The sequence below is a fragment of the Pseudomonas sp. Eqa60 genome (assembly GCF_018326405.1).
Lineage (GTDB): Bacteria > Pseudomonadota > Gammaproteobacteria > Pseudomonadales > Pseudomonadaceae > Aquipseudomonas > Aquipseudomonas protegens.
Window position 1 is genome coordinate 415,919 of the sequence record NZ_AP024342.1, and the last position, 24,201, is coordinate 440,119.

General features: G+C 63.8%; 24 protein-coding genes and 1 pseudogene. 13 read left to right on the forward strand and 12 right to left on the reverse strand.

Going from position 1 to position 24,201, the window contains the following annotated elements:
* Positions 1-136: 136 nt before the first annotated feature.
* The 6 genes and pseudogenes from hisB (at position 137) to KI242_RS01890 (ending at position 4,007) form a co-directional block, all read left to right on the forward strand.
* Entirely contained in the window at positions 137-730 is a 594-nt protein-coding gene (hisB, locus tag KI242_RS01865) for an imidazoleglycerol-phosphate dehydratase HisB (protein ID WP_011058736.1), read from the forward strand.
* Positions 730-1,368 (forward strand): imidazole glycerol phosphate synthase subunit HisH, encoded by a 639-nt coding sequence (gene hisH, locus KI242_RS01870; RefSeq protein ID WP_019093880.1) that lies wholly within the window; start codon positions 730-732, stop codon positions 1,366-1,368. Before hisB ends, hisH begins: the two co-directional genes overlap by 1 nt.
* Positions 1,369-1,629, forward strand: coding sequence for a DUF2164 domain-containing protein (locus KI242_RS01875; RefSeq protein ID WP_011058738.1), 261 nt, complete (start codon positions 1,369-1,371; stop codon positions 1,627-1,629).
* Positions 1,630-1,671: 42 nt separating this feature from the next.
* On the forward strand, positions 1,672-2,409 hold the full coding sequence (gene hisA / locus KI242_RS01880) for a 1-(5-phosphoribosyl)-5-[(5-phosphoribosylamino)methylideneamino]imidazole-4-carboxamide isomerase (protein WP_011058739.1): 738 nt from the start codon (positions 1,672-1,674) through the stop codon (positions 2,407-2,409).
* A 9-nt stretch (positions 2,410-2,418) separates the two neighbouring features.
* Complete coding sequence (gene hisF / locus KI242_RS01885; RefSeq protein WP_015633827.1) at positions 2,419-3,189, forward strand: imidazole glycerol phosphate synthase subunit HisF; 771 nt, start codon at positions 2,419-2,421, stop codon at positions 3,187-3,189.
* Positions 3,190-3,252: 63 nt separating this feature from the next.
* A pseudogene (locus tag KI242_RS01890) lies at positions 3,253-4,007 on the forward strand (ABC transporter substrate-binding protein).
* A 38-nt stretch (positions 4,008-4,045) separates the two neighbouring features.
* On the opposite strand, the gene KI242_RS01895 reads toward KI242_RS01890, so the two are convergent.
* The 5 genes from KI242_RS01895 to gpmI form a co-directional block, all read right to left on the reverse strand.
* Positions 4,046-4,852 (reverse strand): divergent polysaccharide deacetylase family protein, encoded by an 807-nt coding sequence (locus tag KI242_RS01895; protein ID WP_015633829.1) that lies wholly within the window; start codon positions 4,850-4,852, stop codon positions 4,046-4,048.
* Between the two features lie 115 nt (positions 4,853-4,967).
* Complete coding sequence (locus KI242_RS01900; protein ID WP_011058743.1) at positions 4,968-6,278, reverse strand: S41 family peptidase; 1,311 nt, start codon at positions 6,276-6,278, stop codon at positions 4,968-4,970.
* 31 nt (positions 6,279-6,309) lie between these two features.
* Positions 6,310-7,596: a murein hydrolase activator EnvC gene (locus KI242_RS01905; RefSeq protein ID WP_212805869.1), complete on the reverse strand. Its 1,287-nt coding sequence runs from the start codon at positions 7,594-7,596 to the stop codon at positions 6,310-6,312.
* 174 nt (positions 7,597-7,770) lie between these two features.
* Positions 7,771-8,685, reverse strand: a complete 915-nt coding sequence (locus tag KI242_RS01910; RefSeq protein ID WP_015633831.1) for a DUF1460 domain-containing protein — start codon at positions 8,683-8,685, stop codon at positions 7,771-7,773.
* A 166-nt stretch (positions 8,686-8,851) separates the two neighbouring features.
* Positions 8,852-10,393, reverse strand: a complete 1,542-nt coding sequence (gene gpmI / locus KI242_RS01915) for a 2,3-bisphosphoglycerate-independent phosphoglycerate mutase (RefSeq protein WP_194237451.1) — start codon at positions 10,391-10,393, stop codon at positions 8,852-8,854.
* Positions 10,394-10,557: 164 nt separating this feature from the next.
* Here gpmI and KI242_RS01920 point away from each other — a divergent pair, with 164 nt between their 5' ends.
* The 3 genes from KI242_RS01920 (at position 10,558) to secB (ending at position 11,889) form a co-directional block, all read left to right on the forward strand.
* Positions 10,558-10,971, forward strand: coding sequence for a rhodanese-like domain-containing protein (locus KI242_RS01920; protein WP_011058747.1), 414 nt, complete (start codon positions 10,558-10,560; stop codon positions 10,969-10,971).
* Positions 10,971-11,225, forward strand: coding sequence for a glutaredoxin 3 (grxC, locus tag KI242_RS01925; protein WP_011058748.1), 255 nt, complete (start codon positions 10,971-10,973; stop codon positions 11,223-11,225). Before KI242_RS01920 ends, grxC begins: the two co-directional genes overlap by 1 nt.
* Positions 11,226-11,409: 184 nt before the next feature.
* Positions 11,410-11,889 (forward strand): protein-export chaperone SecB, encoded by a 480-nt coding sequence (secB, locus tag KI242_RS01930; protein WP_011058749.1) that lies wholly within the window; start codon positions 11,410-11,412, stop codon positions 11,887-11,889.
* A 95-nt stretch (positions 11,890-11,984) separates the two neighbouring features.
* On the opposite strand, the gene trmL is transcribed toward secB, so the two are convergent.
* Positions 11,985-12,440, reverse strand: coding sequence for a tRNA (uridine(34)/cytosine(34)/5-carboxymethylaminomethyluridine(34)-2'-O)-methyltransferase TrmL (trmL, locus tag KI242_RS01935; protein WP_011058750.1), 456 nt, complete (start codon positions 12,438-12,440; stop codon positions 11,985-11,987).
* Here trmL and KI242_RS01940 point away from each other — a divergent pair.
* Positions 12,439-12,879 (forward strand): hypothetical protein, encoded by a 441-nt coding sequence (locus KI242_RS01940; protein ID WP_212805870.1) that lies wholly within the window; start codon positions 12,439-12,441, stop codon positions 12,877-12,879. The two genes, trmL and KI242_RS01940, sit on opposite strands and share 2 nt — an antisense overlap.
* Positions 12,880-13,563: 684 nt before the next feature.
* Here the strand turns inward: KI242_RS01940 and ntrC are convergent.
* Complete coding sequence (gene ntrC / locus KI242_RS01945; protein WP_011058752.1) at positions 13,564-15,000, reverse strand: nitrogen regulation protein NR(I); 1,437 nt, start codon at positions 14,998-15,000, stop codon at positions 13,564-13,566.
* Positions 14,997-16,082: a nitrogen regulation protein NR(II) gene (gene glnL, locus KI242_RS01950; RefSeq protein WP_011058753.1), complete on the reverse strand. Its 1,086-nt coding sequence runs from the start codon at positions 16,080-16,082 to the stop codon at positions 14,997-14,999. Before glnL ends, ntrC begins: the two co-directional genes overlap by 4 nt.
* A 371-nt stretch (positions 16,083-16,453) precedes the next feature.
* Between glnL and KI242_RS01955 the strand changes: the two genes are divergently transcribed.
* Complete coding sequence (locus KI242_RS01955) at positions 16,454-17,548, forward strand: trifunctional transcriptional activator/DNA repair protein Ada/methylated-DNA--[protein]-cysteine S-methyltransferase (RefSeq protein WP_011058754.1); 1,095 nt, start codon at positions 16,454-16,456, stop codon at positions 17,546-17,548.
* Here the strand turns inward: KI242_RS01955 and KI242_RS01960 are convergent.
* Positions 17,531-18,943: an MFS transporter gene (locus KI242_RS01960; RefSeq protein WP_212805871.1), complete on the reverse strand. Its 1,413-nt coding sequence runs from the start codon at positions 18,941-18,943 to the stop codon at positions 17,531-17,533. The two genes, KI242_RS01955 and KI242_RS01960, sit on opposite strands and share 18 nt — an antisense overlap.
* A 157-nt stretch (positions 18,944-19,100) precedes the next feature.
* Positions 19,101-20,000 (reverse strand): LysR family transcriptional regulator, encoded by a 900-nt coding sequence (locus tag KI242_RS01965; protein WP_011058756.1) that lies wholly within the window; start codon positions 19,998-20,000, stop codon positions 19,101-19,103.
* 110 nt (positions 20,001-20,110) lie between these two features.
* Here KI242_RS01965 and KI242_RS01970 point away from each other — a divergent pair, with 110 nt between their 5' ends.
* Together KI242_RS01970 and KI242_RS01975 are read left to right on the forward strand one after the other, a co-directional pair.
* Positions 20,111-21,832 carry an acyl-CoA dehydrogenase family protein gene (locus tag KI242_RS01970; RefSeq protein ID WP_077933221.1) on the forward strand — a complete coding sequence of 574 codons (1,722 nt, stop codon included), beginning with the start codon at positions 20,111-20,113 and terminating at the stop codon, positions 21,830-21,832.
* A gap of 35 nt (positions 21,833-21,867) precedes the next feature.
* Complete coding sequence (locus tag KI242_RS01975) at positions 21,868-23,055, forward strand: CaiB/BaiF CoA-transferase family protein (RefSeq protein WP_015633836.1); 1,188 nt, start codon at positions 21,868-21,870, stop codon at positions 23,053-23,055.
* 3 nt (positions 23,056-23,058) lie between these two features.
* Here the strand turns inward: KI242_RS01975 and KI242_RS01980 are convergent, their stop codons facing one another.
* Together KI242_RS01980 and KI242_RS01985 are read right to left on the reverse strand one after the other, a co-directional pair.
* On the reverse strand, positions 23,059-23,565 hold the full coding sequence (locus tag KI242_RS01980) for a DUF4124 domain-containing protein (RefSeq protein ID WP_015633837.1): 507 nt from the start codon (positions 23,563-23,565) through the stop codon (positions 23,059-23,061).
* Between the two features lie 68 nt (positions 23,566-23,633).
* Entirely contained in the window at positions 23,634-24,188 is a 555-nt protein-coding gene (locus KI242_RS01985; protein WP_011058760.1) for a chorismate mutase, read from the reverse strand.
* Positions 24,189-24,201: the final 13 nt, after the last annotated feature.

Below are 24,201 nucleotides of genomic sequence, written 5' to 3' on the forward strand. Positions count from 1 at the left end.
TACAGTTGTCATGACAGGTACAGCCCCGCAGCCATTGGCTGGCGCCCGTCAGGATATTGTCCATCGTGTTTCTGTTTAGCCGCCGTGGGGCCTATACTATTCGCCTTTTTCGCCCAATGATTTTGCGGAGCTGGTGATGGCCGAACGTAAGGCATCTGTCGAGCGCGACACTCTGGAAACCCAGATCAAAGCCTCGATCAACCTGGATGGCACCGGAAAGGCCCGATTCGATATCGGCGTGCCCTTCCTTGAGCACATGCTGGACCAGATCGCCCGGCACGGGCTGATCGACCTGGACATCGAAAGCAAGGGCGACCTGCATATCGACGACCACCACACCGTGGAGGATGTCGGTATCACCCTCGGCCAGGCATTCAGCAAAGCCATCGGCGACAAGAAAGGCATCCGTCGCTACGGCCATGCCTATGTGCCGCTGGATGAAGCCCTGTCCCGCGTGGTGATCGACTTCTCCGGCCGCCCTGGCCTGCAGATGCATGTGCCGTTCACCCGCGCCACCGTCGGTGGTTTCGATGTCGACCTGTTCCAGGAGTTCTTCCAGGGCTTCGTCAACCACGCCAACGTGACCCTGCACATCGACACCCTGCGCGGCACCAACACTCACCACCAGATCGAGACCGTGTTCAAGGCCTTCGGCCGTGCACTGCGCATGGCGGTGGAGCTGGACGAGCGCATGGCCGGCCAGATGCCGTCCACCAAGGGTGTGCTGTAATGCAGACCGTCGCCGTTATCGACTACGGCATGGGCAACCTGCACTCGGTGGCCAAGGCCCTGGAGCACGTGGGCGCCGGCAAGGTGCTGATCACCAGCGATGCCAGCGTGATTCGCGAAGCTGACCGGGTGGTGTTCCCCGGAGTGGGCGCGATCCGTGACTGCATGGCCGAGATCCGCCGCCTGGGCTTCGATGCCCTGGTGCGCGAGGTCAGCCAGGACCGTCCGTTCCTCGGTATCTGCGTGGGCATGCAGGCGCTGCTCGACCACAGTGAAGAGAACGAAGGCGTGGACTGCATCGGCCTGTTTCCCGGCCAGGTGAAGTTCTTCGGCAAGGGCCTGATCGAGGATGGCGAGCACCTGAAGGTGCCGCACATGGGCTGGAACGAAGTGAAGCAGGCGGTGGATCACCCGCTGTGGCACAACATTGCGGACCTGGCGCGCTTCTACTTCGTGCACAGCTACTACATCAATGCCGGTAACGCGCGGCAGGTGGTGGGCAGCGGTCACTATGGCGTGGATTTCGCCGCGGCGCTGGCCGACGGCTCGCGTTTCGCCGTGCAGTTCCACCCGGAGAAAAGCCATACCCACGGCCTGCAGCTGCTGCAGAATTTCGCCGCCTGGGACGGTCGCTGGTAAATGGCGATCAAGAAACCCAAGCCGCCGATCCTGAGCCTCACTGCCGAACAGGAGAGCGAGGCGACGCACAAGATCAAGCGTTTCCTGGAGGATCGGTTCGAGCTCGAGCTGGGCTCGTTCGAAGCGGCGGAGGTTCTTGAACTGTTTACCCGCGAAATTGCTCCGCACTATTACAACCGGGCGATTTTCGATGTGCAGGCGCACCTCAAGGAGAGGTTCGAAAGCATCGAAAGCGACCTGTGGGCGCTCGAGAAAAACTGATTTCCGAGTGAAGCTGAACAATCGAACTTGAAGGTTTGCCAGATGCTGATTATTCCCGCTATCGATCTCAAGGACGGCGCCTGTGTGCGTCTGCGCCAAGGCCGCATGGAAGACTCCACGGTGTTCTCCGATGACCCGGTGAGCATGGCCGCCAAATGGGTTGAAGGGGGTTGCCGGCGCTTGCATCTGGTGGACCTGAACGGTGCCTTCGAAGGCCAGCCGGTCAACGGCGAGGTGGTCACCGCAATCGCCAAGCGCTACCCGAACCTGCCGATCCAGATCGGCGGCGGCATCCGCTCCCTGGAAACCATCGAACACTATGTGAAGGCCGGCGTGAGCTACGTGATCATCGGCACCAAGGCGGTCAAGGAGCCGGAGTTCGTCGCCGAGGCCTGTCGCGCGTTCCCCGGCAAGGTGATTGTCGGCCTGGACGCCAAGGACGGTTTCGTCGCCACCGACGGCTGGGCTGAAGTCAGCAGCGTGCAGGTCATCGACCTGGCCAAGCGCTTCGAAGCCGACGGCGTGTCCGCCATCGTTTATACCGACATCGCCAAAGACGGCATGATGCAGGGTTGCAACGTTCCCTTCACCGCAGCCCTGGCGGCCGCTACCCGGATCCCGGTGATCGCTTCCGGCGGTATCCACAACCTGGGCGACATCAAGGCCCTGCTGGACGCCAAGGCGCCAGGAATCATCGGCGCCATCACTGGCCGCGCGATCTATGAAGGCACCCTCGATGTTGCAGAAGCCCAGGCTTTCTGCGATTCGTACCAAGGCTGAGGACTCGCCATGGCACTGGCCAAACGCATCATCCCTTGCCTGGACGTGGACAACGGCCGGGTGGTCAAGGGCGTCAAGTTCGAGAACATCCGCGATGCCGGTGACCCGGTGGAAATCGCCCGTCGCTACGACGAGCAGGGTGCCGACGAAATCACTTTCCTCGACATCACCGCCAGCGTCGATGGACGCGATACCACCCTCCATACCGTCGAGCGCATGGCCAGCCAGGTGTTCATCCCGCTGACTGTGGGCGGTGGCGTGCGCACCGTGCAGGACATCCGCAACCTGCTCAATGCCGGCGCGGACAAGGTTTCGATCAACACCGCAGCAGTGTTCAATCCCGAGTTCGTCGGCGAAGCGGCGCAGCACTTTGGTTCTCAGTGCATCGTGGTCGCCATTGACGCCAAGAAAGTCTCCGGCCCGGGTGAAACCCCGCGCTGGGAAATCTTCACCCATGGCGGGCGCAAGCCCACCGGGCTGGACGCGGTGGAGTGGGCGAAGAAGATGGAAGGCCTGGGTGCCGGCGAGATCCTGCTCACCAGCATGGATCAGGACGGCATGAAAAACGGCTTCGACCTGGGCGTGACCCGGGCCATCAGCGATGCCCTGGGGATTCCGGTGATCGCCTCCGGCGGTGTCGGCAACCTCCAGCACCTGGCCGACGGCATCATTGAAGGCCATGCCAGCGCAGTGCTGGCGGCGAGCATTTTCCACTTCGGCGAATACACGGTTCCCGAGGCCAAGGCCTATATGGCTCAGCGCGGGATTGTTGTGCGGTAGCCACTGGACAGCATGGCGTGCTCACGGCACTCTTGAGCACGCCATGGATTCCGGTAGCCCGTCATGTTCAAACGTCTTCTAGTGGTTGTCGCCAGCGCTTCGCTTGTTCTTTGCGGCCTCGCCCGCGCTGATGAACCCGCCGACACCTCCCTGGTGTTGCTGACGGAAAACTTCCCCCCTACAACATGGCCAAGAACGGCAAGAACTTCGCCCAGGGCGAGAATATCGACGGCATCGCCGTGGATATCGTCCGTGAAATGTTCAAGCGTGCCGGAATCAATTACAGCCTGACCCTGCGTTTTCCATGGGAGCGTATCTACAAGATGGCGCTGGAGCAGCCGGGCTATGGTGTGTTCGTCATGGCGCGCCTGCCGGACCGCGAACCGCTGTTCAAGTGGGTCGGCCCCATTGGCCCGGATGACTGGATCATGCTGGCCAAGGCCGGCAGCAAGATCACCCTCGAATCCCTGGAACAGGCGCGCAAATACAAGATCGGCGCCTATAAGGGCGATGCCATTGCCGAGACCCTGACCAAGCAGGGCCTGGCACCCCAGGTGGTGCTGCGGGACCAGGACAATGCCAAGAAGCTGGTGGCGGGGCAGATCGACCTCTGGGCCACCGGCGACCCGGCCGGGCGCTATCTGGCCAAGCAGGAGGGCATCAGCGGCCTCAAGACGGTGCTGCGCTTCAATAGCGCCGAGCTGTACCTGGCCCTGAACAAGGATGTCTCCGATGAGGTGGTGGCCAAGCTCCAGGCCGCCCTGGACCAGATGCGCCAAGAGGGGCTGGTGGAGGAGATCATGGGGCGTTACCTGTAGGCGCTTCGCTGGCAAGCCAGCTCCTGTGGCGAAGGCCTCTAGCGATAAACCCCGTTCTTGCCATGCCCGGCCATGGCCTTGTTACTGCGCAGGCTGATCATCGACTTGATATCGATCCACTCGATGCCCTGGGCCTTGAGCCTGGGCAGCTCACGTTCGAGCACTGCCAGGGTCTGTGGATAAGGGTGGCCGATCATCACCGCCGAACCCTGTTTGCGCGCCAGTTTGATCGCGGTCTGCAACTGTTGGCTGATCGCCGCTTCGGTACGTTCGTCATCCAGGAACACATCCCGGGAAACACTGGCCAGGCCGATCTTCTGCGCTTCGGCGGCGGCCACCGTCTGGGCGCTGGTGCGGCTGTCGACGAAGAATTTGTGTCGCCGCTGCAAGTCGCCCATCAGCCAGGCCATGGCCTGGGGCTGGGCGGTCATGCGGCTGCCCATGTGATTGTTGATGCCGCTGGTGTAGGGCACGGCCTGGAAGGCGGCTTCCAGGCGTTTTTGCAGCTCTTCGATGGGCAACTCGGGGTGCCAGGCAAACGGCCCGGTGGCCGGGTCCATGGGCATGTGCAGGATGACGATCTTGCCGGCGCGATGGGCCTCGCGAGCGAATTCGGCAGCGTGGGGCGTGTCGGGCATGATCGCCGTGGTGACCGGGCCGGGCAGGGCCAGTACGCGACGGTCACGGGGCAGGTTCTGGCCGAGGTCGTCGATGATCAGGCTCAGGTAGGCCTTGGGCGCAGCGGCTGTGGGTTCGGCGGCTTGGGTCGCGAGGGGCAAGAGGCACAGCAGGGTGAGCAGCGGGGCCTGGAGCGAGCGCAACAGCAGTGAGCAGCGGGAAATCATGGGGATCGGGATCAGGCCTTTAGGGGAATGGGCACCCTGGCGGGCGCTTGGCTGGCGAGCCAGCTCCTACGCAAGCCGGCTCCTGTAGGAGCCGGCTTGCCGGCGAAGGGTTCAATCATTTGCCGCGGGTGATGCTCAGCCCCTTGAGCAGGCTCAGGGCCTGGGCCAACTGGTAGTCGTCGTCCTGCGGCATCGGCTTGGCCTTGCTCGCTGCACCACTGGGCTTGTCGGCGCCGCCGTTGCCATTGCCCAGGTGGCCCTGCAGGTCGGCTTCCTTGAAGTACTCGCCGTCCTGGGACTCGCTGGTGATCTTGGCGCGGCGCACTTCGATGTCCGGAACGATGCCCTGGGCCTGAATCGAGCGGCCGTTGGGGGTGAAGTACAGCGCGGTGGTGATCTTCAGCGCCCGGTCGTTGTTCAGCGGCAGCACGGTCTGCACCGAGCCCTTGCCGAAGCTGGTAGTGCCCATCAGTACTGCGCGCTTCTGATCCTGCAGGGCACCGGCGACGATCTCCGAAGCCGAGGCGCTGCCGCCGTTGATCAGCACCACCATCGGCACGGCTTCGCTTTCGTCCTTGCCGGTGGCGGAGAAGCGCAGCTCGGAGTTGGCGATGCGGCCCTTGGTGTAGACGATCAGGCCCTTGGTGATGAAGTGGTCGACCACCTCCACCGCGGCTTGCAGCACGCCGCCCGGGTTGTTGCGCAGGTCGAGGATGATGCCGTTGAGCTTCTTGCCGTTGTCCTTGCGCAGCTTGGCCAGGGCCTTGGAGACTTCCTCGCCGGTCTTGACCTGGAACTGGGTGATGCGGATGTAGCCGTAGCCCGACTCCAGCAGCTGGCTCTTCACGCTTTTCACCTGGATGGTGGCGCGGGCCAGGGTCACGTCGAACGGCGTGCCGCCGTCGCGCACCAGGGTCAGGGTGATCTTCTGGCCGATCTTGCCGCGCATCTTGTCCACGGCTTCGGTCATGGTCTGGCCACGGGTCGGCTGGCCGTTGATCTTGACGATCAGGTCGCCGGCCTGGATCCCGGCCTTGGATGCCGGGGTGTCGTCGATGGGCGAGACCACCTTGATGAAGCCGTCCTCGGCGCCGACTTCGATGCCCAGGCCGCCGAATTCACCGCTGGTGCTTTCCTGCAGTTCGGCGAAGTCTTCCGGGCCCAGATAGGCAGAGTGCGGGTCGAGGTTGCTGAGCATGCCCTTGATGGCATTCTCCAGCAGGGTCTTGTCGTCTACGGGTTCGACATACGCTGCCTTGATGCGGTCCATGACCTCGGCGAAGGTGCGCAGCTCTTCCAGCGGCAAGGGCGCCTTGGTGGTCGCGGCGGTTGCTGCTTGAGCGGTTTCGGCGGCAAACGCCTGAGGCGCTCCGATCACCAGGGCGATCGTCAGGGCCAGCGAGGTAAGGCGGGACAAATGCAGCATGTCGAACGAACTCCTAATTTAGATGCAGCGCTTATCCTTGCGCGTGGCACCACTGTGCCGGGTCGCTGGGGCGGCCCTGCTGACGAATTGCAAAGTACAGCGCAGGAGTGTCCTGTCCGCCACTATTACCGACGGTGGAGATGGACTCTCCGGCCTTGACCACGTCGCCGGCTTCCTTGAGCAGCGTCTGGTTGTGTCCGTAGAGGCTCAGGTAACCGTTGCCGTGATCGAGGATCACCAGCAGGCCGGCGCCGCGCAGCCAGTCGGCGAACACTACCCGGCCACCGTGCACGGCGTGCACCTGGCTGCCGGCGGCGGCGCTGATCATCACGCCGTCCCACTTGGAGCGGGAGTCGTCGCCACGGGTTTCACCAAAGCGTGCCAGTAGTCGACCATCAACGGGCCATGGAAGTTTTCCCCGGGCTGAAGCAAATGCCCCGCCATAGGAAGGGCCGGCGCTGGAAACCAGGGCTCCAGGGCTTGATCTTGCGGGTTTGCGCGGCTCATCGCTGGCGTCGGCCTGAGCCTCATGCAAGCGCTTTTTTTCGGCTTCCTGCTGGGCGATCAGCGCTTTCTGGCGCGCTTCTTCTGCCTCGCGGGCCTGGCGGGCCAGGGTTTCTTCAATGGTTTTCAGGACCTTGGCCAGGTCGGCCTGGTCCTGTTCACGGGCCTTGAGCTTGTCGTCCCGGGCCTTCACGTCGTTGTTCAGCTTGGCCAGGGCCAACTGCCGCTCTTTGCGGACCTTGTCGAGTTCTTCACGCTGGGTGTCGAGGCTGCTCTTCTGCACCAGCAACTGGGCCTGTTGCAGGGAGATGTCCTTTTCCACATTGGCCAGCTGACGCAGGGTTTCGTTGAAATTCTTCAACTGCTCCAGGCGGGCCTGGCTCAGGTAGTCGTAATAGGTCAGGGTGCGGGCGAATTTTTCCGGATTCTGCTGGTTGAGCAGCAGCTTGAGGTACTCCTGGCGCCCGTTCTGGTAGGCCGCGCGGGCCTGGATGGCGATCAGTCGCTGCTGTTCAGTGCGCGCGCTCTGGAGTTTTTTTTTCTCCTCATCGAGTCGCTGCAGCTCGGATTCGCTTTTTTTCAGCTCTTTCTGCAGGGCTTCGACCTGCTTCTCCAGCTTGCCCATCTCGGTCTCGGTGCCGCGCAGGTCTTTCTGCACGCCGGACTTCTCTTCCTGCAGCTTGCCCAGCAGCTTTTTCAGCTCGGCAATGTCCTGACGCGTGGCGTCCAACTGTTGTTGGGTTTGCGCGCGCTCGTCGGCGAAAGCCGGTTGGAGCAGGCAGATCAGAGCAAGGGTAATCAGGGCGCGAAGCATAGAGGCGGGCGACACCAGGGAAAGGGACGGCCTAGTATGCCCGCCCATCGCTGCAAAAAAAACGCCTCAAAGCCAACTGCTTTGAGGCGTTCGTCATAAAAAGCCGTTTCCGGGCCGTTATTGGGCCATTTGCTATCAGCGTGCCGCCGCCGTGGCCTGGGGCGGCGGCGCCGATCAACCTTGTGCGGGCGAACGAGCCTGATGCTGCAGCGCCTGGGTGCCGGCCTTCGCGGCCGAGGCATCCTGGCCGGCCTGGCTGTCTTGCCGGGCCCGCAGGACCACGATTCCCGGGACGTTGTGAACGTACTCCATGAAGGGTGAGTCGATGACCGCGCCCTGGTCCTTTTTCGAGGAGGCGTTGCGCAGGACCGGGCCCTGGGCCGTCTGAATGAACAGCCCGGTATGGGTGACGTCCAGGCCCGAGAGGTGGGTATAGATGCCGATGTAGTCGCCGGTTCGCAGGTGGCTGAGCAGATGCTGGTCAATCAATGCGCTGGGAATGTAGGTGATGTCGCGTTCGGCCACGGGCAGGCCGGGCAGGTAGCGGCCGCCATCGGCCTTTTGATTGAGGCGCTTGGCCACGGTCACCGCGTTCGCACTCAGCTGGGCGGTCACATCCTCGGCCATGGGTTGCCCGGCATGGGCCCAATCGGTGAAGAAGTGGCGGCGGTTGAGGAAGTTGATATCGCCGTTCACGTAGCGAATCTGCACCAGGTTGTTGATGAAGCCGGCCTCGTCGCTGGACTGGCGCAAGGCCTCGACGTAATCCAGGTAGGTGAAGCAGTCCAGGCCCCTGAAGTCGACCACCAGCTTCTCGGCCAGGGTTGCGGAGCCGTGCAGCCGGTTCGCCGCGTAAGGCGTGTGCAGGAACTCCCGGGAAATCAGGTCGTTCATCTGGCCTATGTCGGTAGAGCCCCGAGGAGGCTGGATCTTCAGCAGTGCTTTCAATTTATCGGCGGTCTGAGCATCCATTTCCACCGGGCTGTGTTGCTGTGCGAGGGCACTGGCATCCACCGGCTGTTGAGCAGGAATCTGGCTTGCACAGCCTGACAGGAGGGAGGCCAGAAGCAGCGTAGCCGTCTTGTTCATGGAGATTCTCTCTGCTGTTATTGATAACGATAATCATTATTCAATAAGTGCCCGGCGCTTGTCTGCTTTTACTTCCATGGCCCTGATTCGCCCTGTGCAAGGCCACCATGAAAAACGCCCGACGGTTGCATCGGGCGTTTTTGCCTGCAATGGCGAGCTGGAGGGATCAGTGCGCTGGGTCCACCAGGATCGACGTGCCGGTCATTTCCGCGGGCTTGGGCAGGCCCAGCAGCTTGAGCATGGTGGGCGCCACGTCCGCCAGAACCCCGCCTTCACGGACTTTCAAGGCGCGTTTGCCGACATAGATGAATGGCACCGGCTCGGTGGTGTGGGCGGTGTGGGCCTGGCCGGTGGATTCGTCGGACATCTGCTCGACGTTGCCGTGGTCGGCGGTGATCAGGGCTTCGCCGCCGACCTTTTCCAGGGCGTCGACGATACGTCCGACGCACAGGTCCAGGCATTCCACGGCTTTGACCGCCGCCTCGAACACGCCGCTGTGGCCGACCATGTCGCCGTTGGCGTAGTTGACGATGATCACGTCATAACGCTGGTGCTCGATGGCGTCGACGATCTTGTCGGTGACTTCAGGGGCGCTCATTTCCGGCTGCAGGTCGTAGGTGGCGACTTTCGGCGATGGGATCAGGATGCGTTCTTCACCCGGGAACGGCTCTTCACGGCCGCCGGAGAAGAAGAAGGTGACGTGGGCATACTTCTCGGTCTCGGCGATGCGCAGTTGGGTCTTGCCGTTTTTCGCCAAATAGTCGCCCAGCACGTTTTCCAGGCTGCCCGGAGCAAAGGCCGACGGCGCGGGGATGCTGGCGGCGTACTGGGTGAGCATGACAAAGCCGGCCAGCTTAGGCTGGCGTGGGCGTTCGAAGTCCTTGAAGTCGTCTTCGACGAAGACCCGGGTCAGCTCGCGTGCGCGGTCGGCGCGGAAGTTCATGAACACCACGGCATCGCCGTCCTCGACTTTGACCGGTTCGCCGATGGTGGTGGCCTTGACGAATTCGTCGCTCTCTTCACGTGCGTAGGCGGCTTGCAGGCCTTCCTGGGCGGTGGCGGCGTTGAACTGGCCCTGGCCGTCGACGATCAGGTTGTAGGCCTGGGCCACACGGTCCCAGCGATTGTCGCGGTCCATGGCGAAGTAACGGCCGATCAGGCTGGCGATGCGGCCCTTGCCCAGGGTCTTGAAGGTTTCGTCCAGCAGTTCGATGGACGATTGGGCGCTTTTGGGCGGCGTATCGCGACCGTCGAGGAAGGCGTGCAGGTAGATCTTCTCGGCGCCGCGCTTGAAGGCCAGTTCGGCCATGGCGATCAGGTGGTCCTGGTGGCTGTGTACGCCGCCGTCGGACAGCAGGCCGAGGATGTGTACGGCCTTGTCGGCGGCCACGGCCTTGTCCACGGCCGCGCAAATGGTCGGGTTCTCGAAGAACTCACCGTCACGGATGGCCTTGGTCACCCGGGTGAAGTCCTGATACACCACGCGACCGGCACCGAGGTTCATGTGGCCGACTTCGGAGTTGCCCATCTGCCCGTCCGGCAGACCGACGTCCATGCCCGAGCCGGAGATCAGGCCGTTGGGCATGCTGGCGCACAAGCGGTCCAGGACTGGCTTCTTGGCCGCATAGACGGCGTTGGATTCGTGGCTTTCGCTGTGACCGAAGCCATCCAGAATCATCAGGACCAAAGGTTTAGGCGTGGTAGTCATGGCGTCCACTCGTGGCTGGATAGGAAAGAGATGAAAGGGAGGTGTTGAAAAAGGGAGTGGCAGTTTAAAGCGAAGTTCCGGTGGAGTCACCGCCGGGCGGGGTTTGGTCGACCCGGAGGGCTGTGTATACTGGCCGACATTTTAACGCCCTGGAACCTCCTTAGATGGTTGCTCACCTGATTCAATTCGCCACTGAACACTACTTGCTCGTCGGCGCCTTCGCCATCCTGCTGGCTCTGTTGATCGCTCATGAATTGAGCCGCGGTGGCCGCAGCCTCAGCACCCGTGAACTGACCGCGCTGGTCAACAGCGAGCAGGGCGTCGTGATCGATATCCGTCCATCCAAGGACTATGCCGCCGGCCATATCGTCGGTGCACTGAACATTCCCCAGGACAAGCTGGCCGCCCGTGTCGGCGAGCTGGAGAAGCACAAGTCCAAGACCATCATCCTGGTGGACGCTCAGGGTCAGCACGCCGGCACCCACGCCCGCGAGCTGCTCAAGTCCGGTTTCACCGCGGCCAAGCTGTCCGGCGGCGTGGCCAGCTGGAAGGCCGATAACCTGCCATTGGTGAAGTAATGTCCAAGGTCATCGTCTACTCCAGTGATTACTGCCCTTACTGCTCGCGCGCCAAGCATCTGCTGGCGAGCAAAGGCGTAGCCTTCGAAGAGATCAAGGTCGATGGCAAGCCCCAGGTACGCGCCGAGATGGCCCAGAAGGCCGGGCGTACGTCCGTGCCGCAGATCTGGATCGGCGCCACCCACGTAGGTGGCTGTGATGATTTGTTCGCCCTGGAGCGTGCCGGCAAGCTCGACGCGCTGCTAGCGGCCTGAAATTCCTAGGTTCGTATGGAAACTCGCCGAGCGAAGATCAGGCAAGGCAAAAACAGGCGAGGAAGCGGAGTGTAGGGGCCTACATGAGCATTCCGAGCCTGTTTTTAACGCAGCATGGTCGAAGCGCAGGCAGTTTGCGTACAGAACCTAACCCTATAGACCCAAGATCAAGAAGGATCATGAGATGACTGACCAACAGAACACCGTTGCCGACGACGAAAGCGCACCGCAATTCTCCCTGCAGCGTATCTACGTGCGTGACCTGTCCTTCGAAGCGCCGAAAAGCCCGGCGATCTTCCGTCAGCAGTGGGAACCTAGCGTCGGCCTGGACCTCAATACCCGCCAGACAGCGTTGGAAGCCGACTTCCACGAAGTGGTGCTGACCCTGTCCGTGACCGTGAAGAACGGCGACGAAGTGGCCTTCATCGCTGAAGTCCAGCAGGCCGGTATCTTCCTGATCAAGAACCTGGATGAGGCTTCCATGAGCCACACCCTGGGTGCTTTCTGCCCGAACATCCTGTTCCCTTACGCTCGTGAAGCGCTGGACAGCCTGGTGACCCGCGGTTCGTTCCCGGCGCTGATGCTGGCCCCGGTGAACTTCGATGCGCTGTACGCCCAAGAGCTGCAACGCCTGCAGTCCGCTGGCGAAAACACCGTTCAGTAAGTGCTGGTTGCGGTACGAAAAAAGCGCCTGTAACGGCGCTTTTTTCATGCTCGGGCAAAACCTGTAGGAGCGGGCTTGCCCGCGAACCCCCGGCCCTACTTGAACCCCAACTGTCTCCAGCCTTCATAGACCGCAACGGCCACGGTGTTGGACAGGTTCAGGCTGCGGCAGCCTTCGCGCATGGGCAGGCGCAGGCGCTGTTCGCCGGGCAGGGCGTCCAGCACGTCCGCCGGCAGGCCCCGGCTCTCGGGGCCGAACAGGAAGGCGTCGCCCTCCTGGAAGCTGGCGTCATGGAAGGGGCGCGAGCCCTTGGTGGTGAAGGCGAACAGGCGCGGGTGGCCGAGGCTTTCCAGGCAACTGGCAAGGTCGGCATGGCGTTGCAGGGTGGCGTATTCGTGATAGTCGAGGCCGGCGCGGCGCAGGCGCTTGTCGTCCATTTCGAAACCCAGCGGCTCGATCAAATGCAGGTGGCAGCCGCTGTTGGCGCACAGCCTGATAACGTTGCCGGTATTCGGCGGAATTTCTGGTTGAAAGAGGATGACGTGAAACATGCACGGCTCCGAAGAGAAAGACAGGCTGCATTCTACGCCTGAAGCGTACTCGCGACCGAAGCTAATGCTGCGGGTGTTCGGCTCCCTGGCGATTGTCGGGGTGATGGTAGGGCTGATGATCGGCCGCCTGACCCAGCCTGATCCGGTGGCGTTGCAGCAGGTCGAGGTGGCGCCCGATGGGCTGGTGCTGTGGTTCAACCATGAGCCCAAGCTCCATGGGGAACACATCGATGGCACCGTGGCGCTGCTGTTCGATGCCCAGGGGCAGGCACAGAAGGGCCAGTTGCAGGTCAATCAGCGCAATGTGAACTGGCGGGTGCGCCGGGCGGACCAGGGTCTGCTGCTGAACCTGGTGGCCGCGCGGCCGCTGCGGGGCCAGTGGGACGGGAGCGAGGTGGAGGGGCGCTGGCGCCTGGCGATCCACCTGCTGGAGGAATAAAAGAGGGAAACCCCGGCCTGCCTGTACCAAGGCCCCAAAAGCGGGAGGGGCTGAGCGCCACGAGGGCGATGAGTCCCGGTGTAAAGAAGGGGATTCCCGGCCTGCCTGTACCAGGGTCCCCAAAAGCGTGGCCCGTCGCGATGCGCGGGATGGGCCGGGTATTAAAGAGGGAAGTCCCGGCCTGCCTGTACCGGGGTTCCCGAAAGCCTGGCCCGTCGCTGTGAGCGGGGTGGGCCTGGTGTTAAAGAGGGAAGTCCCAGCCTGCCTGTACTGGGGTTCCCGAAACCATTGGCCGTCGCGATGTGCGTGCCGAGCCTGGTGTTAAAGAGGGGAATCCCCGGCCTGCCTGTACCAAGGTCCCCGAAACTGGGTAGTGACTGGGTTATTGCAGGTGGCGTGCCAGTTTTGGCTGCAGAGGCGTTGATTGCTGGGATAAAAAGCCGAAAGCCCCGTAATCCGGGGCTTTTGCGTTTTCGACGGAGGGCTTTTCAGAGCTGAGGCCCGGGTTGTACCCGGGCTGGATGGCACTGCAGCGCGCCTTCGGGCAGTGCATGCACCCCATCCTGGTGCACGCACATCCTCATCGTAGGAGCCGGCTTGCCGGCGAAAGCGCCTGTGGGCGCACTGCAAGGTTCAAGGGCCTCTTCGCTGGCAAGCCAGCTCCTACATGCCGCGGCCGGGGCTTCAGCCTTCCTCGCCTTCATCCTCGTCGCCACCGTCGACCTTCATCCCCAGCTCCTTGATCTTGCGGGTCAGGGTATTGCGCCCCCAGCCCAACAGGACCGCGGCATCGCGGCGGCGGCCGGCGGTGTGCTTGAGGGCGGTCTCGATCATGATCCGCTCGAAACTCGGTACCGCGCTGTCCAGCAGGTTCGATTGCCCGCGGGCCAGGGCCTGGTCGGCCCATTGGCGCAGGGCCTGTTCCCAGTTGGTGACCGGCGCCGAATCCTGGGGCAGGCTCAGCAACTCCGGTGGCAGGTCGCTGATATGCACCTCGCGACCCGAGGCCATGACCGTGATCCAGCGGCAGGTGTTCTCCAGCTGGCGCACGTTGCCCGGCCACGGCAGGTTCTTCAGGTATTCCTCGGTTTCGTTTTTCAGCAACTTGGGTTCCACCGCCAGCTCCTGGGCGGCGCGGCTGAGGAAATGCCTGGCCAGGGTCGGGATGTCTTCGCGACGGTCCGACAGGCGCGGGATATGGATGCGGATCACGTTGAGGCGGTGGAACAGGTCCTCACGGAACTTGCCGGCGTGCACCAGGGTTTCCAGGTTCTGGTGGGTCGCGGCGATGATGCGTACATCGACCTTGACCGGGGTATGGCCACCGACCCGATAGAACTCGCCATCGGCCAGGACCCGCAGCAGGCGGGTCTGGGTGTCGGCTGGCATGTCGCCGATCTCGTCGAGGAACAGAGTGCCGCCGTCGGCCTGCTCGAAGCGCCCGCGCCGCAGGTTGGCCGCGCCGGTGAACGCGCCCTTTTCATGGCCGAACAGCTCGGATTCCATCAGGTCCTTGGGGATCGCCGCCATGTTCAGGGCGATGAACGGCGAAGCCGCCCGCGGGCTGTGGCGATGCAGGGCATGGGCTACCAGCTCCTTGCCGGTGCCGGACTCGCCGTTGATCAGCACTGTGATGTTGGAGTGGCTCAGGCGCCCGATGGCGCGGAACACCTCCTGCATCGCCGGCGCTTCGCCGATGATCTCCGGGGTGCGAGCCAGGGTCGGGGCCACTTCCAGGCCTTGCTGTTCCTGGGCGTGCTGATTGGCGCGCTTGACCAGCGACACCGCTTCATCGACATCGAACGGCTTGGGCAGGTATTCGAAGGCACCGCCCTGGTAGGAGGCGACAGCGCTATCCAGGTCCGAATGCGCGGTCATGATGATCACTGGCAGGCGCGGGTGCTGCTCGCGAATCCGTGCCAGCAGGTCCAGGCCACTGGCGCCGGGCATGCGAATGTCGGAAATGATCACGTCCGGGGCCTGGCGGGCCAGGCGGCTCATCACCCCGTCGGCGCTGTCGAAGCTCTGGGTGGTCATCCCTTCCTGCTGCAAGGCTTTTTCCAGGACCCAACGGATAGAACGGTCGTCATCGACGATCCACACGGTTTCACTACGGCTCATGTCGATGGGGCTCCTTGTTCCAGTGGCAGAAAGATCGAGAACGTGGTGTGGCCGGGATGGCTGTCACATTCGATCAGACCCTGGTGCTGGCTGATGATGTTCTGGGTGATGGCCAGGCCCAGCCCGGTACCGTCCGGGCGGCCGCTGACCATGGGGAAGAAGAGGGTGTCCTGCAGTTCCGCGGGGATGCCCGGGCCGTTGTCGATGATCTCGATCTTGCTCACCAGGCGATGGCGCACGTGGCCGATGGTGAACTGGCGCATGGTGCGGCTGCGCAGGGTGATGCGCCCCAGGCGCATTTCATTCTGGCTGCTGATGGCCTGCATGGCGTTGCGCACGATGTTGAGCACCGCCTGGATCATCTGTTCGCGGTCGATCAGCACGTCGGGAATGCTCGGGTCGTAATCGCGCACCAGGGTGATACAGCCCTGGCTTTCGGCTTCCACCAGGCTGCTGACCCGCTCCAGCACTTCATGGATGTTGGTCAGGGCCAGGGATGGCAGCTTGTTCGAGCCGAGCATGCGGTCCACCAGGTTCCGCAGGCGGTCGGCTTCTTCGATGATGACGTTGGTGTAGTCCTTGAGGCTTTCCTCGGGCAGCTCCCGGGCCAGCAACTGTGCCGCGCCGCGAATGCCCCCCAAGGGGTTCTTGATTTCATGGGCCAGGCCGCGCACCAGCATCTTGCTGGTTTCCTGCTTGGACAACTGGGCCTCTTCCTTGGTGATCCGCAGCAGCCGGTCCCGGGGGTGGACTTCCAGCAGCAGCAAGGTGTCGCCGTTGCTGAGGATCGGCGTCACCGCGTAGTCGACGGTCAGGGTCTGGCCGGTCAGTGCGGTGAGCATGGCTTCGCGCTTGGTGAAGGGGTGCGCCTGCTCCACCGCCTGGCGCAGGGAGCTCAGGGCCTCGGCGGATTCGGTGAACAGCTCGCTGATGAATTGCCCATGGCTGCGCTGGCCGCTGATGGCCAGGAGCATTTCCGCCGCCGGGTTCATGTACTCAAGGCGCAGGTCGGCATTGAGCAGGATGGTGGCGGTGGTCAGGTTGTCCAGAAGCAGGCGGTGCAGTGGGTCGCTGATGGTCATGGGTAGATGGTGACCTCTTTTGAAGCAAGACAATCCGGGGCCGGTCCCGAAGTGCGCGCGCGGCTAAGGCGCTGTGGTGGAGAAAATGCAAAAACCAAACCAAGGCTCCGAAAAGAAGCGCGCATGCCCTGAAACAGGCGTTTGAAGCCTGGTTCTATGGCGTTTTGCCAGCTGTGGCGGGTATTTTCGAACCAAAATGGGCTGGTATTGGCACCTGAGTGCAAGGCATTGCACCAATATAGTGCATGAATCTGAACGGCGCTCGATGGGCGTGCCTTGATAGAAGAATCAACGCCCGTTTTTCAGCGGCGCGGGGCAAAGGGCGGGTTTAGAGTGCTCGAACCCGATGCTTCAAGGTTTAGGATGCGGCCATGGAAAATGCCCCTCTGCTGTTCCAGCTTCCCGATGACGACACCCTGTACCAGGCGCTGCTGGCACGGGACCCGGCCTATGAAGGCTTTGCCTTTGTCGGGGTGAAGAGCACCGGCGTGTTCTGCCGCCTGACCTGCGCTGCACGCAAGCCCAAGCGCGAGAACACGGTGTTCTTCGGCTCCATCAAGGGTTGTGTCGAAGCAGGGTTCCGCGCCTGCCTGCGCTGTCGTCCGCTGGAGCGGGCCGGGGTCCAGGAGCCCTGGGTGCAGACCTTGCTCGAGCAGTTGGGCCGCGACCCGGAACGCCGTTGGTACGAGGACGACCTGGTCGCCCAGGGGCTGGACCCATCCACCGTGCGCCGTGCGTTCAAGCGCTATTTCGGCGTCACCTTCCTGGAAATGGCGCGCCTGCGTCGCATGGGCCAGGGCATGCAGCAACTGGCCTCGGGAGAGCCGGTAATCGAGGCGCAGATCAGCGCCGGCTTCGACTCCGACAGCGGCTTTCGCCACGCCTTCAGCCGCCTGGCGGGCCAGCCGCCGTCCAACCTGCGGGGGCGGGAACTGCTCAAGGTCGATTGGTTGCAGACCCCGATCGGCGTGATGCTGGCGGTGGCCGACGCCCAGGTCCTGCATCTGCTGGAATTCTTCGACCGCCCGGCACTGGCCAATGAGTTGCAGAACCTGCAGAAGAGCAGCGGTTCGAGCATAGGTTTCGGGCGTTTTGCCCCCATCGACCAGATCGAGGCCGAACTGCAGCGTTACTTCGCCGGCGAGGCGGTGCACTTCGCCACACCGCTGGCGATGAGCGCCTCGCCCTTTACCCGTACCGTCTGGCAGGCGCTGCGGGCCATTCCCCTGGGTACCACCTGCAGCTACGCCGAGGTGGCGCGGCAGGTTGGCTCGCCCTCAGCGGTGCGCGCGGTGGCCCGGGCCAATGCCGCCAACCAGATTTCCATTGTCATTGCCTGCCACCGGGTGATTGGCGCCGATGGCTCCCTGACCGGCTATGGCGGTGGTCTGTGGCGCAAGCGCTGGTTGCTGGAGCATGAGCGGCGCCTGCACCACTTGCAGGGTGCATCAGCGAGCGGGCTGTAGCTCGCTGCCGGGCACCGGGTCGAGCCGGGAAACCTTATCCACAGGTGGCTGGGCGCCAGTCTGGCGCGCCAATTCGTCGGCATCCGCCTGTTCTGCCGTGGACAGCTCGGCGGCGTTATGGCCGATGCGCTTGAGCAGGGCCAGCATGCATGCCAGCGAGACCAGGGCGTAGCAGGCCGAGGCGATGGCCACGCCGATGATGCTGCCGGTGCCATTGAGGATGCTCTGGGCCAGCACCGGCGTGGCGCCGCCCACCAGCAGTGAACACAGCTGATAGGAGATCGACAGCCCGCTGTAGCGCACCCGGGTCGGAAACGCCCGCGCCAGGATGCCGCCCACCGCGCCATAGAACATCGAGTGCGGCACCGTGGCCAGGCACATGCCCAGCACCGCGATCCAGTAGTGACCGGTCTCCACGGCGAAGAACATCGCCGGCATCAGCAGCAGCTCGGGCACCACCATCAGCACCATGGCCTTGCGCATGTCCATGCGTGAAACCAGCACCGCACCCAGGGGCTGGGTGATGAACTGCACCACCAGGGCGATGACGATCACGCTGAGGAAGCTGCCCTGGCTGTAGCCCAGCTCCTTGGTGGCCCAGGACAGGGCGAAGGTGCTCTTGAAATAGGTGACGTGGATGATCGGCAGCACCCCGGCCCCCAGCAGTACCAGGCGCCAGTGGTCGCGCAGGACTTCGAGAATCGGCAGCTTGACGGTCTTTTTCTGCTCCATCAGGCGCTTTATGTCATCGGATTCTTCCAGCTTGAGGCGGATGACCATGCCGATGATCACCAGCACCGCCGACAGCAGGAACGGAATGCGCCAGCCCCAGAGCAGAAAGTCCGGAGTCGGCAGGGCGCTGAGGCCGAAGAACACCAGGGTTGCCAGCAGGTTGCCGGCCGGCGAACCCTGCTGGGCGAAGGCGGCATAGAGAATGCCCTTGCCCTTGGGCGCGCTTTCGCTGGCGATGAGGATCGCCCCGCCCCATTCGCCGCCCACCGCGATGCCCTGGATGATGCGCAGGGTCACCAGGGCGATGGGGGCCCAGACGCCGATCTGCAGGTAGCTGGGCAGCAGGCCGATGCAGGTGGTGGCTAGGCCCATCATGATCAGGGTGATCACCAGGGTGGTCTTGCGACCGATCTTGTCGCCCATGTGGCCGAAGATGATGCCGCCGACGGGGCGGGCGATGAACCCGGCCCACAGGGTCAGGAAGGACAGCAGGGTGGCCGTGCCGGGGGGCAGGTCGGCGGGAAAGAACACCTTGCCGAACACCAGGGCGGCGGCGATGCCGTAGGCGTAGAAGTCATACCACTCGATGGTGGTGCCGATGAATGAGGCGATACCCGCCTTGCGGGCTTTCTTGTGGGCAGCGGCATCCTGGGCAGCGTTCATGTTCAATTCCTGCGTTTTTATTGTTATATGCGCCCCTGATCGGGCGCATGGACCTCTGGCAAGGTCCGACCGCTGGGAGCCTATACAGGCAGGAATCGAAAAATATAATGATTAAATCTTATGGTTTGATACGTGATTGCGTATCGCGCCCCAACGCTCAGCGCCCTCCGGCGGCCGGTTTGATCAGGGACTTGAGCAGCCCGAGAAAGCTTTCGGCCGCCGCCGAAGGCTTGTCCTCCAGGCGGATCGCCTGGATCTGCGAAGGCGCGCCGGAGCCTTCGAGCTCGCCGTAATGCACGCCCGGCTGGCCGAGCATGGCCAGGGTCTGGGGCACCAGCGCCACGCCCATCTCGTGGGCCACCATTGCCACCACCGTTTGCCATAGCCGCGTCTCGTGGCGAATGCGCGGGCTGAACCCGGCCGCCACGCAGCGGGAAATGATCAGGTCGTGGTAGTGCGGCGAGACCGCCCGCGGAAACAGGATGAAATCGTCATTGGCCAGTTGCGCCAGGTCGATCCGCGCCTGGGTGGCCAGCGAGTGGCTCTGGGGCAGGCAGCAGAGGAACGGCTCGGCCAGCAGCGGTTCGCTGTGGATGCCGGCGGCGAAGGTGCTGCCATGGACGAAACCGATGTCGATCTGGCCGCGTTGCAGGGCCTGGGTCTGGTCGGCACTGTTCATTTCCATCAGCACCACTTCGGTTTCCGGGTATTGCTGTTCGAAGGCCTTGACCGCCTCGGGCAGCCCGCGGTGCAGGATCGAGTTGACGAAACCCAGGCTCAGGCGCCCGGCAAAGCCTTCTGCCGAGCGCTGGGTCAGGTGCCGCGCCTGGTCGGCACGCAGCAGCAGGTAGCGGGCCTCGTCCAGCAGAACCTGTCCGGCGTTGGTCAGGCTCACCGACTTGTTGTTGCGATTGAGCAGTTGGACTTCCAGTTGCCCCTCAAGCTTCTTGATGTCGAAACTCAGGGCCGGCTGGGAAATGCACAGACGGTTCGCGGCCCGCCCGAAATGCAGTTCTTCGGCTACCGCGACGAAGTAGCGCAACTGTTTGAGGTCCATGGCGACTCCGGTTCTACGATATGGATTTCTTATCGTAGTTGATTGATTTTGTATTAGATACTTATCGATGGCGGCTCTAGTCTCGGCCTACAAAAAACAGGAGACGCGCCATGACCGCCGAGCCCCGCCCCATTGAAGACAGCCTCAACATCCCCGACAGCCGCGGCATCAACCTGTTCGAGTGCGACGCCGGCCTGGCCGCGCTGCTCCAGGTCTACCTGCCCTCGGCGGTCTACCAGCAGTGGTTGCCCACCTTGCAGCACATGGGCGCCCGGGCCGGTGGCGAGCTGGATGTGCTGGCCCTGAGCGCCGACAAGAATCCCCCGGTGCTGCAACCGCGTACCCGCCGCGGCGAGAACCTGCAAAGCATTGCCAAGCATCCGGACTACGTCACCCTGGAACGGGTGGCCTTTGCCGAACTGGGGCTGGCTGCCATGAGCCACCAGCCCGGAGGCCCGCCGCCGCTGATCAAGTACGCCCTGACCTACCTGTTCGTCCAGGCCGAGTTCGGCCTGTGCTGCCCGGTGAGCATGACCGACTCCCTGACCCGCACCCTGTGCAAGTTCGGTACGCCGGAACTGGTGGCGCGCTACCTGCCGCAGTTGCAGTCCCAGGATTTCGAGACGCTGTTCCAGGGGGCGATGTTCATGACCGAACAGGCCGCCGGTTCCGACGTTTCACGCACCGAAACTCGGGCCCGGCTGGAAGATGGCCAATGGCGCCTGTTCGGTGAGAAGTGGTTCTGCTCCAACCCGGATGCCGACCTGGCCATGGTCCTGGCGCGCCCGGAAGACGCACCACCGGGCATGGCCGGGGTGACCCTGTTCCTGTTGCCCAAGGTGCTGCCCGACGGCTCGCGCAACCACTATCGGATCCAGCGCCTGAAGGACAAGCTGGGCAGCCGCTCGATGGCCAGTGGCGAGATCACCCTGGAAGGCGCCACGGCCTACCTGATCGGTGAGGTCGGCCGCGGTTTTCAGCAGATGGCCGACATGATCAACATGTCGCGCCTGTCCAATGGCGTGCGCGCGGCGGGGCTGATGCGCCGGGGGCTGAGCGAGGCGTTGTACATCGCCCGCCAGCGCCGGGCCTTCGGCAAGCACCTGATCGAAATGCCGCTGATGCAGCGCCAGTTGCTGAAGATGATGCTGCCCGCCGAACAGGCGCGCTCGATGTTCATGCAGATCGCCAGCTTGCTGCCCCGGGCCGATGGCGGCGATGAGACGGCGCGCAAGTGCGTGCGGATCCTTACGCCGCTGATCAAGTTCCGCGCCTGCCGTGATGCCCGCCGGGTGACCGGCGATGCCATGGAAGTGCGCGGCGGGGTTGGCTATATCGAGGAGTGGAGCGATGCCCGGCTGGTGCGCGATGCGCACCTGGGGTCGATCTGGGAGGGCACCAGCAACATCGTCGCCCTGGACATTGCCCGGGCGGTGACTCGGGAGCAGGCGCTGGAGCCGTTGCAGGGCTATCTGGCCGGGCTGCTGGCCGAGGCCGATTTGCCACCGGCGAGCCGCCGGCTGTTCGATTCGGCCCTGTTGCGCACCGTGACCGGCTTCCATGCCGTGGCGCAGCAGCGCCGGGACGAGCAGGTGCGGCAGGTGGGCAGCGTTCTCTATCACCTGGCCAGCGCCATCTTCATGGCCTGGGAGGCCGCGCGCCAGGGTGCGGACCATCGGCGCCTGGCCCTGGCTCACCTGGTGCTGGTGCACAAGGTGTTGCCGCGCGATCCGTTGGGCCTTGAGCCGGTGATCGATGCCGAGCTGCTGGTGCGCCTGGCCAATGAAAGCCCGCTGTCCCAGGCCCAGGCCATGCAATTGCTGCCGGCCTGAATGGCCGTCCTTGTCCGATCTGCCGGAGTACATCCATGACGTTTGCCCAAGGCGCCCTGGCGGGCGTGAAAATCATCGATCTCAGCCGTGTGCTGGGCGGCCCCTACTGCTCCCAGGCCCTGGCCGACCACGGCGCCGACGTGATCAAGCTGGAACCTTTGAGCGGTGATGAGACCCGGGGCTGGGGGCCGCCTTTCGAAGGTGATGACGCGGCGTATTTTCGCGGCATCAACCGTAACAAGCAGGGGATCGCCGTCGACCTGTCGCGCCCCGAAGGCTTGGAACTGCTGATGCAGTTGCTGGAAGGCGCCGACGTGCTGATCGAGAACTTCAAGCCGGGCACCCTGCAGCGTTGGGGCATCGGTTACCAGGAGGTGCTGAGCCAGCGTTTTCCGGCGTTGATCCACTGCGGGATTTCCGGCTTTGGCGCCGATGGCCCGCTGGGCGGGCTACCGGGTTACGACGCGGTGATCCAGGCCATGGCCGGGCTGATGAGCGTCAACGGCGAAGGCGACGGCGGGCCGTTGCGCATCGGCCTGCCGATTGTCGATATGGTCACCGGCCTGAATGCCCTGGCGGGGATTCTCCTGGCCCTCAACGAGCGCCAGCGCAGCGGCCTCGGGCAGTCACTGGACATCTCCCTGTACGACTGCGGCGTGTCCCTGCTGCACCCGCACCTGCCGAACTACTTCGCCGCCGGCCAGACGCCCAAACGCACGGGCAACGCCCATCCCAACATTGCTCCCTACGACAGCTACCGCACCGCTGGCGAGCCGATTTTCCTGGCGGTGGGCAACGACCGCCAGTTCGCCCGGCTGTGCCAGGAACTGGGGGCCGGCGCGTTGCTGGAGGACCCGCGCTTTACCGACAACGGCCAGCGCTCGGTCAATCGCGAGGCCTTGAAGCAGCAACTGGAGCATTACCTGTCGGCACACGACGGCGCGTTGCTGGCCCCGCGGCTGATCGGCCTGGGGGTGCCTTGTGGTTCGATCGCCACCGTCGACCAGGTGGTGGCTCATCCCCACACCCGGCATCGCGGGCTGCTGGTGGAACTCGATGGCTACCGGGGCATAGGTTCGCCGGTGAAGTTGTCGCGCACGCCGGCCAGCTACCGTACGGCGCCGCCGAGCCTGGGGCAGGACACCCGGGCGGTATTGCAGGGGCTGGGCCTGGATGAATCGACCATCGCCGCACTGCTGGCCAGCGGCGTGGTGCACGGTTGAGGCTCAGGGGCGGCGGGCCCGCAGCAGAGTGAAGCTGATGGCCGGGCTCTGTTGCAGGACCTTGTCGCCAGCCAGCACCTGCACCGCCAACCGGTGCTGGCCACGGTCGATATTCACCAGTTGCAGCTCGGGCCCCTGGCCGGCCTGGCCATAGGGCTGGCCATCCAGCAGCAGGCGCAGACGGTGGCCGGGCCGCAGGCTGGGCTGCAACTCCACCTGCACGCTGAAACTGCCGTTGTTGGCGCGCAAGGCACCGTGCTCCGGTACGCCGCTCAGTTGCAGCCGTTCGTAGGCCAGAAGGGTGCTGGCAGGTTGTGCTGCCGGCGTATGTGGCGCCGGGGTGGCCGGGCTGGGGAGGCGATTCGGCGCGGGCGTTTCAATCTGCCGGTACGAGGTTCCCGGCGGCTGGTCGCTATAGGCGCGATTACCGGCCGAGTCGGTGTACTGGTAGATCTGCGCGCCGGCTGGCAATGCGCTGATCCACAGCAGGCAAGCAATGACGAGGTGCATCTCGCTGATCCTGGCGGGTGCCTGAAAGGCTCCAGCATAGGGTGCTGCTGCGCGTGGCACAGGCGTGGTTAACCTTTGAACACACATAACTCTGCCGTGGCACGAACCATCGCCAGTCGTCGCAGTGGGTCGCTGCTGCTGGCCTGATTGGCCCGGGCCAGCCATTGCGGGCATTGGCGGTCGGTGCGCTGCGGGCTGAAGTCGGCCAGTTGCTGCAGCAGGCGTTTTTGTAACTGATCAAGTTGGGGGCGGATCTGCCCGGCCAGGTCCTGGCGCGGAGTGTCCGGTGCCCGGCCTTGCAAGTGCCAGGTCGAGAGTCGGGCGTATTGCACCAGCTTGTTGGCTTCGATCTGGGCGGCGAAGAACTGCCCAACCGTTTCTTCGCTCAAGTGATAGGTTGCGGCCTGGGCGGTTGCCCCGGCGATCACCTGTTGTTCCCGCGGGCGGTCTTCCACGGCCTTGTGGCTGTCCCATTTGCTCAGGGCCACCTGATCGGCAATCGCCAGGCGTTCGCCGATGCTCTGCAGCAGCGGGGCGAGGGCGGGCGGGGCGTCACTGGCGCAGGCGGCGGTGGCGAACAGGCTGCAAGTCAGGGCGAGGCACAGGTTGAGGCGCGAAGTCATGGGCGGGCTCGGC

Bases quoted from the DNA above. Each gene is read 5' to 3' on its own strand.
- hisF (WP_015633827.1), top strand. From the start codon at position 2,419: ATGGCACTGGCCAAACGCATCATCCCTTGCCTGGACGTGGACAACGGC.
- hisH (WP_019093880.1), top strand. From the start codon at position 730: ATGCAGACCGTCGCCGTTATCGACTACGGCATGGGCAACCTGCACTCG.
- hisA (WP_011058739.1), top strand. From the start codon at position 1,672: ATGCTGATTATTCCCGCTATCGATCTCAAGGACGGCGCCTGTGTGCGT.
- KI242_RS01970 (WP_077933221.1), top strand. From the start codon at position 20,111: ATGACCGCCGAGCCCCGCCCCATTGAAGACAGCCTCAACATCCCCGAC.
- KI242_RS01955 (WP_011058754.1), top strand. From the start codon at position 16,454: ATGGAAAATGCCCCTCTGCTGTTCCAGCTTCCCGATGACGACACCCTG.
- ntrC (WP_011058752.1), bottom strand. From the start codon at position 15,000: ATGAGCCGTAGTGAAACCGTGTGGATCGTCGATGACGACCGTTCTATC.
- KI242_RS01940 (WP_212805870.1), top strand. From the start codon at position 12,439: ATGCACGGCTCCGAAGAGAAAGACAGGCTGCATTCTACGCCTGAAGCG.
- secB (WP_011058749.1), top strand. From the start codon at position 11,410: ATGACTGACCAACAGAACACCGTTGCCGACGACGAAAGCGCACCGCAA.
- gpmI (WP_194237451.1), bottom strand. From the start codon at position 10,393: ATGACTACCACGCCTAAACCTTTGGTCCTGATGATTCTGGATGGCTTC.
- hisB (WP_011058736.1), top strand. From the start codon at position 137: ATGGCCGAACGTAAGGCATCTGTCGAGCGCGACACTCTGGAAACCCAG.
- KI242_RS01960 (WP_212805871.1), bottom strand. From the start codon at position 18,943: ATGAACGCTGCCCAGGATGCCGCTGCCCACAAGAAAGCCCGCAAGGCG.
- KI242_RS01900 (WP_011058743.1), bottom strand. From the start codon at position 6,278: ATGCTGCATTTGTCCCGCCTTACCTCGCTGGCCCTGACGATCGCCCTG.
- KI242_RS01965 (WP_011058756.1), bottom strand. From the start codon at position 20,000: ATGGACCTCAAACAGTTGCGCTACTTCGTCGCGGTAGCCGAAGAACTG.
- KI242_RS01975 (WP_015633836.1), top strand. From the start codon at position 21,868: ATGACGTTTGCCCAAGGCGCCCTGGCGGGCGTGAAAATCATCGATCTC.
- KI242_RS01910 (WP_015633831.1), bottom strand. From the start codon at position 8,685: ATGAACAAGACGGCTACGCTGCTTCTGGCCTCCCTCCTGTCAGGCTGT.
- KI242_RS01985 (WP_011058760.1), bottom strand. From the start codon at position 24,188: ATGACTTCGCGCCTCAACCTGTGCCTCGCCCTGACTTGCAGCCTGTTC.
- KI242_RS01905 (WP_212805869.1), bottom strand. From the start codon at position 7,596: ATGCTTCGCGCCCTGATTACCCTTGCTCTGATCTGCCTGCTCCAACCG.
- glnL (WP_011058753.1), bottom strand. From the start codon at position 16,082: ATGACCATCAGCGACCCACTGCACCGCCTGCTTCTGGACAACCTGACC.
- trmL (WP_011058750.1), bottom strand. From the start codon at position 12,440: ATGTTTCACGTCATCCTCTTTCAACCAGAAATTCCGCCGAATACCGGC.
- KI242_RS01895 (WP_015633829.1), bottom strand. From the start codon at position 4,852: ATGATTTCCCGCTGCTCACTGCTGTTGCGCTCGCTCCAGGCCCCGCTG.
- KI242_RS01920 (WP_011058747.1), top strand. From the start codon at position 10,558: ATGGTTGCTCACCTGATTCAATTCGCCACTGAACACTACTTGCTCGTC.
- KI242_RS01980 (WP_015633837.1), bottom strand. From the start codon at position 23,565: ATGCACCTCGTCATTGCTTGCCTGCTGTGGATCAGCGCATTGCCAGCC.
- KI242_RS01875 (WP_011058738.1), top strand. From the start codon at position 1,369: ATGGCGATCAAGAAACCCAAGCCGCCGATCCTGAGCCTCACTGCCGAA.
- grxC (WP_011058748.1), top strand. From the start codon at position 10,971: ATGTCCAAGGTCATCGTCTACTCCAGTGATTACTGCCCTTACTGCTCG.